This is a genomic window from Actinophytocola sp., from assembly GCF_036002505.1.
In the GTDB taxonomy this organism is placed as follows: domain Bacteria; phylum Actinomycetota; class Actinomycetes; order Mycobacteriales; family Pseudonocardiaceae; genus DASYTH01.
Window position 1 is genome coordinate 1 of the sequence record NZ_DASYTH010000487.1, and the last position, 7509, is coordinate 7509.

Below are 7509 nucleotides of genomic sequence, written 5' to 3' on the forward strand. Positions count from 1 at the left end.
AGCGATTCAGCTGCTTGACCGGTGATACCCGATGGGAGGAGAGCACCACCCGAACGCTGACGCTCCAGCGTAACGGCCGCAAGATCGCGCAGGTGACCGGCTCGTCCGGCGACTTCACGATCCCAGCCGAGGCGGCCACCTACCGGCTCACGTACGATCTCGATGCCGGCGCGGTACTACCGATCTCCACGCGGGTCAGCACCACGTGGACGTTCCGCTCCGTCCGGCCGGACGGGACCGACAGTGTCCCGGTGCCGCTACTATCCGTCGACTACGCCCTTCCCCTGAACGATGTCAACCGCCCCAACGGCGACGAAGCGAGCTTCACCGTACGGCAAACCGTCGGGGTTCCGCCCCAACGGATAGTGGCGTTCGAGTTGTGGATGTCCACCGACGACGGCACAAGTTGGCGAGCGGTCCCGGCCGTCGCACGCGACGCAGACCGCTTCGTCGCGACGCTGCCGACCGTCGAGGTGGGCCGGCCCGTTTCACTACGGGTCCGGGTCTCGGGCGACGCCGGCAGCCAACTGGACCAAACGATCATCCGCGCGTACCGGACGCAATAGCCTACCGTGCCCTGGTCGCCCCCCGCCGACCATGTGACCGTCCGGTCTGGACGGTCACGCGGTCGACACCAAGAGCGACGCACCACGAAGCCACCACCGCCACGAACGGCGCCCGCGGCGCCGACCTGCCCACGCGACAGGTAGCCGCCCAGGTCAGCCATCGCAACCCCTCCTCTTCCCAGCGGCCCAGGCTGGCATGGTCAACAGCCTCAACGACTGCCTCGCCTGGGGCCTGTTTCCCCTGCTGTTCGCCACCGCCGGCCTATCACGAGGACAGATCGGCGCCTTGGCCGCCATCTACCCTGCCGTCTGGGGCTTCGGACAACTGGCCACCGGCCCGTTGTCCGGTCTTCAACGGAGGTGCGCAGCTGTCGAGCGCCTCGGTGCTCAAGAAGCTGCCGGACATCGTCGACTTCTACAGCTCGATCTACGGGCGCTACCCGTTCGACGCGGTCGGTGCGATCGTCGACGACGCGAAGAACGTCGGCTACTCGCTGGAGACGCAGACCAAGCCCGTGTTCGACCGGGTGCCGGACGAGACGACCCTCGCGCACGAGCTCTCCCACATGTGGTACGGCGACTCTGTCACGCTCACCCAGTGGCCGGACATCTGGCTGCATGAAGGGTTCGCGACATGGTCGGAATGGATCTGGAGCGAGCACGACGGTCGTAAGTCGGCGCACCAATACTTCGAGACCCTCTATAACACGCCGGCTCAGGACACCGCCTTCTGGACACCGCCCCCCGGTAACCCGGGTACGCCGGTCTACCTGTTCAACGGAACGATCTACAACCGGGGCGGAATGACTCTCCAGGCATTGCGCGAGAAGGTAGGAGACCCCGCGTTCTTCCGCATCATGCGTGACTGGGCTACCCAATACCGCTACGGCAACGTCACGACGCCCCAGTTCATCGCTCTCGCCGAGCGGGACAGCGGGATGAACCTGCAGCACTTCTTCGACGTCTGGCTATACCAGCCTGACAAACCCACCTCCTGGTAGGAACAGCGCCCAAAACGCCGGTTGATGTTCCCCGATGCGGCTTCAGCGAGCCGCCACCCTACGGCGCCCACCGTGCAGCAGGAGGGCGACTCGCTGGCTCCGGGTCGTTTGCGCATGGAACGCCGCTGTGCTCGGTCATCGGAGGTGGCCGGTGCGGTGTCGGCGCTCAGAGGTTGGCTCGAAGGAGGCCGCGCGCCGAGCTGAGATCGACGCCGGAGCGCGGCGGGTGGCTGGTCCCGGCGTTCTCCGGGCCCCCGGGCAGCTTCTCGGCCGTGCCGGAGGTCGCCGGCCGAATGCCGGTCGCCGCCGTGGTGGCGGGGTGCGCTGCGGTGGCGACGCTCGTGTTGGGCGTGGCGGGGGTGCCCTTCCCGACATCGTGACCGGCACGCTGGCGCGCTGACGGCGACCGATGAACTGCCGCGCTCCTATCGCACCCTGGTCACCGCCCGGCCCGACCCGTCACTGCTCGCCGCGTGCCTCGTCGGCATGCCCAACGCGCTGTACGCCGAGATGGACACCGTCCGGAGAAACGGGCCCGCTCTGCACCGTCGCGACAGCGACACCTTGCAGTGCACAGCCAATCTCCGGAAACCGGCGACCGACATCGCTTGACGTGTCCCCGCAGGGCACGGGCGAAGCGCGATCTGCGACGTGCCAACCGCGACGCCCGCTGCAGGTCTGGGTGGCGCGCAGTGTCGCCCTGGCGACTTCTCCGCCGCGTAGGCGCGACACCGGTCCGGGCCGATCGCGAACAGAACCCCCGGGTACGACCTGCCGGCGCCGATCGGGGCACTCGCCACTGCTGCGTGGTCCGGGGTCGTTGGTCAACTCGCGGGTTTGGTGGCCCGGATGATCGCCGAGTGCATGCCGTCGGCCACCGGGTGGGTGTAGTCGATGCCGATGTCGGTGAAGCCCACGGCGGCCAGGCCGGTCCGGTACTCGCCCACCGACAGAGCCCCGGCGATACAGCCGACCCAGCCGCCCCGCTCGGCCCGCTGGCCGGCGCTCAGGTGATCCTCGGCCACCACATCGGACACACCGATGCGCCCGCCCGGGCGAAGCACCCGGTGCATGGCGGCGAACACCGCCTGCTTGTCGACCGACAGGTTGATCACACAGTTGGAGATGACCACATCGACGCTGTCGGCAGGCAGCGGGATGTCCTCGATGTGACCTTGCAAGAACTCCACGTTGGACAGACCTGCCTCGGCGGCATTGCGCCGAGCCAGTTGCAACATCTCGTCGGCCATGTCCAGCCCGTACGCCTTGCCAGCTGGACCCACCCGATGGGCGGAGAGCAGCACATCGATCCCGCCGCCGGAGCCCAGGTCCAGCACAGTCTCACCCGGGTGAAGGTCGGCAACCGCGGTCGGATTGCCGCAGCCCAGACTCGCCGCCGTCGCCGCGACCGGCAGCCCAGCCCGGTCGGTGGCGTCATACAGGCCGGCACCGAACACCTCCGCGGCGCCGGTGTCGCCCGTGTCGGCGGTAGCGTCGCAGCATGAACTTGCCACCGTCCCGGCGGCGTCGGTGGGCGCCGCGGCTGGCGCGCAGCACCCGGCGGGCTGCGCGGCCAGCACGGTCATGGCCGCCGCCGCGTAGCGGGCACGCACCTGCTCCCGCACCGTGGCAGGGTCGAGGCTGCGGTCCGTCGTCATGGGATTCCTCCCGCGGTCGAGGTGGCCCATACTCCCTGGCCAGCATGGCGACTACAACTATTACACGGATTAGTTGTGCAGTGGTAAGGGCGGAGTGATGGGAAACGATCGACGTGCCACCGAGTCTGCAACGGACGCGGGTGTGCAGCTGCCGGTCCTCGACTGGGTCGCCTGCCCGCCGTCGCTGACCGAGCGGGCGCCGCTGGACGTCCAGCAGGCGGCCGGCATCGCCGCACTGTTCAAGGTCCTCGCCAACGACACCCGGCTGCGGCTGCTGCACGCCCTGGCCCGCCGCGGCGAAGTCCGCGTGGGCGACCTCGCCGCCGAACTCGAAATGAGCCAGCAGGCCGTGTCCAACCAGCTCCAGCGCCTCGTCGACCAGCGGATTTTGGCCACCCGACGCGCCGGGAACAGCATCTTCTACCGCATTGTCGACGCCTGCGTACCCGCGCTGCTCGAGCTCGGCTGGTGCCTGCTGGAAACCACCCAAACCTCCAAACCGACCCCATTGGCGCAGGACCTGCGGTAGCCGTCAAAGGCTTGCTGGAATGGGGGAGACACGCGGGAGGCGGTGCGGGGCTCAGCCGGGTTGGTCGAGATCAGCCGGCGTCTGCCGGGAGGTGGCCGGCCAGTAGTGTGCATTGCCGGTAGGCGCGCGGTCGCTGGCAGGTAGCGACGAGCTGTCCGAGCGTAGCAGGCACATCCGCGACCGTGACGGCGCCGAGGGGCCGCCACCACGCGCCTGCAGCAGAGGCCGCGGACGCGACGGCGATGCCGGGCATCCACGTTCCTGCTGCGGCCCATCCGGCGCCGGATAGCACGCGGGCGGACGGAACGGGATGGCGGCGCACGCGGCGCAGGCGACCCAGGCCAGGCTGGTCAGTTCGGACGGCAGGAATCGGGCGAGCCCGTTTAGCGATCGTGGGCTTCGGTGTCTCCTCGGGCCTCGGTGGCGGCGATGGTGGTGAACGGGATGGGACAGCCCGACTGTCCGGCGCAGGTGACCATGTCGTCGCAGCCAGCATCGACGGCGGCCCGCAGTGAGTCGGCAATAGCGCGCAGGTCAGCGATCTTGGCCTCTACCTCCGCGAGTTTCGTCTTCGCGCGGGCCTGTAGCCCGGTGTCCGGGCGGCGACCGTGATGGTGGCGGCCGGCGTCGAGCAGGTCGGCGACCTCGTCGAGGGTGAACCCGAGCCGCTGCGCCGCTTTGATGACCAGCAGCACGGTGACTGTCTCGGCGGGGTAGAGCCGGTGACCGCCTAGGCTGCGCTGTGGTTCGGCGAGCAGACCACGCCGCTCGTAGTAGCGCAGCGTCTGCCGATTGACCCCGGCCGCATCCGCGACCTGGCTGCTGCGCAACCCGTTCACGCCGGCATCCCGCTCGCGGAACGGGCTGCCAGTGCATCCAGGACGTCGACGTGTGCGCCGGGCACCGTCACGTCGAGGAGCAGGTCCTTTCCGTCCGTGCTGAACGTGAAGGTGAAGAACGAGCAGCACGCGCTCTCCCGGCCAGCCAGCTCCCGGGCGGTCTCTTCCGCGCCCGGATGAAGGCGCCATCGCAGATTCGTTTTCGCGATCCTCTGCTGACCTCGGAGCGCGGTGGCGAATAGTTCGTCGAACTCGATCAGCCGCAGGGGCCGCTCCGCCGTCGGCAGGGTGCACGCGTCGGGCACCCAGCCCAGGTCTTTCGTCGTCATGCCATGACGGTAAGCCTGTACCCAGGTACCGGATGCAACCCTTTTCATGTGACCCGCGGTAGCGAGAAGCACGAGGAAGATCAACTACGAGAACTCCGTCACGGAGTGGCGTCACGGCCGGCGTCCGGGATCCGGGCCGCGCGACCACGCTGCGCCCCTGTTCCCGGCCCTCGCTCCGGGCGAGGCTAGGGGTACGTCCCGCGGGGATGCCGCGGGCGACAGCGTCGCGTGGAAGCGGGAGGGGATTGACATGGCCGTTCACGAGGTGCGGGTGGATCGGTCGAAGACACTTGTAGAGGAGCCGGCGACCGGGCACAACCGGTGGCATCCCGACATTCCGCCGATCGCGCGCTGTGAGCCTGGCGATGAGCTCCTACTGGAGACCCGCGACGCGTTCGACGGGCAGATGGGTCCGCAGGCCACCCTGGATACAGTGGCCGCACCGAACCTAGACGTGGTCCACCCGTTGACGGGCCCCGTATACGTCGAGGGAGCGCAGCCCGGCGACCTGCTCGAGGTCGAGATCGTGGAGGTCGTGCCGGACAGCTACGGCTACACCGTGCAGGTGCCAGGGTTTGGATTCCTACGTGACGTGTTCCCTGAGCCGTTCATGGTGCGCTGGGCCATCGCGGACGGGTGGGCCACTTCAGCGGATCTGCCCGGCGTGCGGATCCCCGGTGCGCCCTTCATGGGCACGATCGGGTTGTCTCCGGGACGGGCGGCGCTAGGCCGGATCGCGGCGCGCGAGCGGGCCGCGCTGGAGCGTGGCGGGTTCGTCCTGCCGCCGTCTACCGCGTTCGCCGTACCGGCTGACCCGGCGATCGCCGCCGACGCGCTGCGGACCATCCCGCCTCGGGAGCAGGCGGGCAACGTCGACATCAAGCAGCTGGCCGCCGGCACCCGGCTGTTCATTCCGGTGGACACGCCGGGCGCGCTGTTCTCCGCCGGCGATGCGCACTTCGCCCAGGGCGATTGCGAGACGTGTGGCACCGCGATCGAGATGAACGCGACGCTGCGCGTCCGGTTCGCCGTGCACAGCGGAGCCGCCCGCGACAAGGGGATCGGCGATCCCCGATTCGCCCGTACGGACTACTGGGTGGCCCCGGAGTACGCCGCCCCGCGCCGGTTCTACGCCACGACGGGCATGTCCGTGGACCGGGACGGGGTGCTACACGCGGAGGACGCCACCGTCGCCGCCCGCAGCGCTCTGCTCAACATGATCGACCACCTCGGTGAGCGGGGCTGGAACCGCCAGCAGGCGTACGCCATCTGCAGCGTCGCCGTCGACCTCAAGGTCAGCCAGCTCGTCGACGTCCCGAGTTTTCTGGTCTCGGCGTTCCTGCCGGAGGACATCTTCCGTACTTGAGCCAGCTGACCAGGGCGGATGAGACTTCGGCGGGCACAACGCTGAACTGGGGCATCCTGGAGGCGGGCGTTGTCGTCACGATGATTCCCTGCATCGTCATCTTCCTGATCCTGCAGCGCTACTACGTCGCCGGGCTGACCGCGGGCGCGGTCAAATAGGTTACGAGCCGGCCGTTTCCCGCGCGGCGAGGTCGGGGTGAGGCAGGGAGGTCCGGGCATGACTCGAGTCGTCGTCGTCGGCGCCACCGGTCATATCGGCACCTACCTGGTCCCGCGGCTGGTCCGCGCGGGACATGAGGTGATCGCGCTCAGCCGCGGCGTGCGCGACCCCTACCGGCGGGGGCCGGAGTGGCGATCGGTGAACCGGATCGTGGTCGACCGGCAGGCCGAGGACGCCGCCGGCACGTTCGGTGAGCGGGTCGCCGGGCTGCGCCCGGACGCCGTCGTCGATCTCCTCTGCTTCACCGCGGCGTCCGCGCGGCGGCTGGTGGACGCGCTGCGGCCGGCCCGTCCGCTGTTGCTGCACTGCGGCTCGATCTGGGTGCACGGGCCGGCCCTGCGGGTGCCCGTGACCGAGGACGAGCCGCGCACGCCGTACGGGGAGTACGGCATCGGCAAGGCGGAGATCGAGGCGCTGCTCCACCGCGAGACGCTCGCCGGCGGCGTGCCCAGTGTCGTACTGCACCCGGGACATATCAGCGGCCCCGGCTGGCCGGTGATCAACCCGGCCGGCAACCTCGACCCCGAGGTGTGGACCTGCCTGGCCCTGGGCAAGCCGCTCGCCCTGCCCGACCACGGACTCGGGGTCCTGCACCACGTGCACGCCGATGACGTGGCGCAGGCCTTCGAGCGCGCGCTGACCCGACCGGCCGCGATCGGCTCGAGTTTCCATGTGGTTTCCGAACAGGCGATGACGCTGCGCGGGCTGGCGGCCGGGGTAGCCGGCTGGTTCGGCCGCGAGCCCATGCTCGACCTTGTCGACTGGGCGGAGTTCGAGGACCGGGTCGGCAGCGAGCACGCGACGACGTCGCGGGAGCACGCGTTGCGCAGCATCACCGCCAGCATCGCCCGGGCCCGGGAAACGCTCGGCTACTGCCCGCGACACACCTCGCTCGACGCGCTACGCGAGGCGCTGCGCTGGCTGGTGGCTCATGGCCAGGTGGACGTGGGCGGTCAGGCGTTCTAATGCGGCGCACCTGGAATTTGCGACATGTGACCGCCC

At 69.4% G+C, this 7509-nt stretch carries 9 protein-coding genes and 1 pseudogene; 7 read left to right on the forward strand and 3 right to left on the reverse strand.

Going from position 1 to position 7509, the window contains the following annotated elements; translation table 11 throughout:
* The 3 genes and pseudogenes from VGR06_RS42780 to VGR06_RS42790 form a co-directional block, all read left to right on the forward strand.
* Positions 1 to 566, forward strand: a pseudogene (locus VGR06_RS42780) (hypothetical protein); the annotation flags it as partial.
* 383 nt (positions 567 to 949) lie between these two features.
* Complete coding sequence (locus VGR06_RS42785; RefSeq protein WP_327564996.1) at positions 950 to 1567, forward strand: M1 family aminopeptidase; 618 nt, start codon at positions 950 to 952, stop codon at positions 1565 to 1567.
* A 173-nt stretch (positions 1568 to 1740) separates the two neighbouring features.
* Entirely contained in the window at positions 1741 to 1947 is a 207-nt protein-coding gene (locus VGR06_RS42790; RefSeq protein ID WP_327564997.1) for a hypothetical protein, read from the forward strand.
* A gap of 444 nt (positions 1948 to 2391) precedes the next feature.
* Here the strand turns inward: VGR06_RS42790 and arsM are convergent, their stop codons facing one another.
* Positions 2392 to 3225, reverse strand: a complete 834-nt coding sequence (gene arsM, locus VGR06_RS42795; protein WP_327564998.1) for an arsenite methyltransferase — start codon at positions 3223 to 3225, stop codon at positions 2392 to 2394.
* Between the two features lie 142 nt (positions 3226 to 3367).
* Between arsM and VGR06_RS42800 the strand changes: the two genes are divergently transcribed.
* Positions 3368 to 3754: a metalloregulator ArsR/SmtB family transcription factor gene (locus tag VGR06_RS42800; RefSeq protein ID WP_327564999.1), complete on the forward strand. Its 387-nt coding sequence runs from the start codon at positions 3368 to 3370 to the stop codon at positions 3752 to 3754.
* 383 nt (positions 3755 to 4137) lie between these two features.
* Here the strand turns inward: VGR06_RS42800 and VGR06_RS42805 are convergent, their stop codons facing one another.
* Together VGR06_RS42805 and VGR06_RS42810 are read right to left on the reverse strand one after the other, a co-directional pair.
* Positions 4138 to 4593 (reverse strand): MerR family transcriptional regulator, encoded by a 456-nt coding sequence (locus VGR06_RS42805; protein ID WP_327565000.1) that lies wholly within the window; start codon positions 4591 to 4593, stop codon positions 4138 to 4140.
* Positions 4590 to 4922, reverse strand: coding sequence for a hypothetical protein (locus VGR06_RS42810; RefSeq protein ID WP_327565001.1), 333 nt, complete (start codon positions 4920 to 4922; stop codon positions 4590 to 4592). The genes VGR06_RS42805 and VGR06_RS42810 overlap by 4 nt, the downstream gene beginning before the upstream one ends.
* 250 nt (positions 4923 to 5172) lie before the next feature.
* On the opposite strand from VGR06_RS42810, the gene VGR06_RS42815 reads away from it, so the two are divergent.
* The 3 genes from VGR06_RS42815 to VGR06_RS42825 are packed head-to-tail and all read left to right on the forward strand — an operon-like array spanning position 5173 to position 7473.
* A complete protein-coding gene (locus tag VGR06_RS42815; RefSeq protein WP_327565002.1) occupies positions 5173 to 6288 on the forward strand; it encodes an acetamidase/formamidase family protein in 1116 nt (371 codons plus the stop codon).
* Positions 6285 to 6446, forward strand: a complete 162-nt coding sequence (locus VGR06_RS42820; RefSeq protein ID WP_327565003.1) for a hypothetical protein — start codon at positions 6285 to 6287, stop codon at positions 6444 to 6446. The genes VGR06_RS42815 and VGR06_RS42820 overlap by 4 nt, the downstream gene beginning before the upstream one ends.
* Positions 6447 to 6504: 58 nt before the next feature.
* Positions 6505 to 7473 carry an NAD-dependent epimerase/dehydratase family protein gene (locus VGR06_RS42825; protein ID WP_327565004.1) on the forward strand — a complete coding sequence of 323 codons (969 nt, stop codon included), beginning with the start codon at positions 6505 to 6507 and terminating at the stop codon, positions 7471 to 7473.
* Positions 7474 to 7509: the final 36 nt, after the last annotated feature.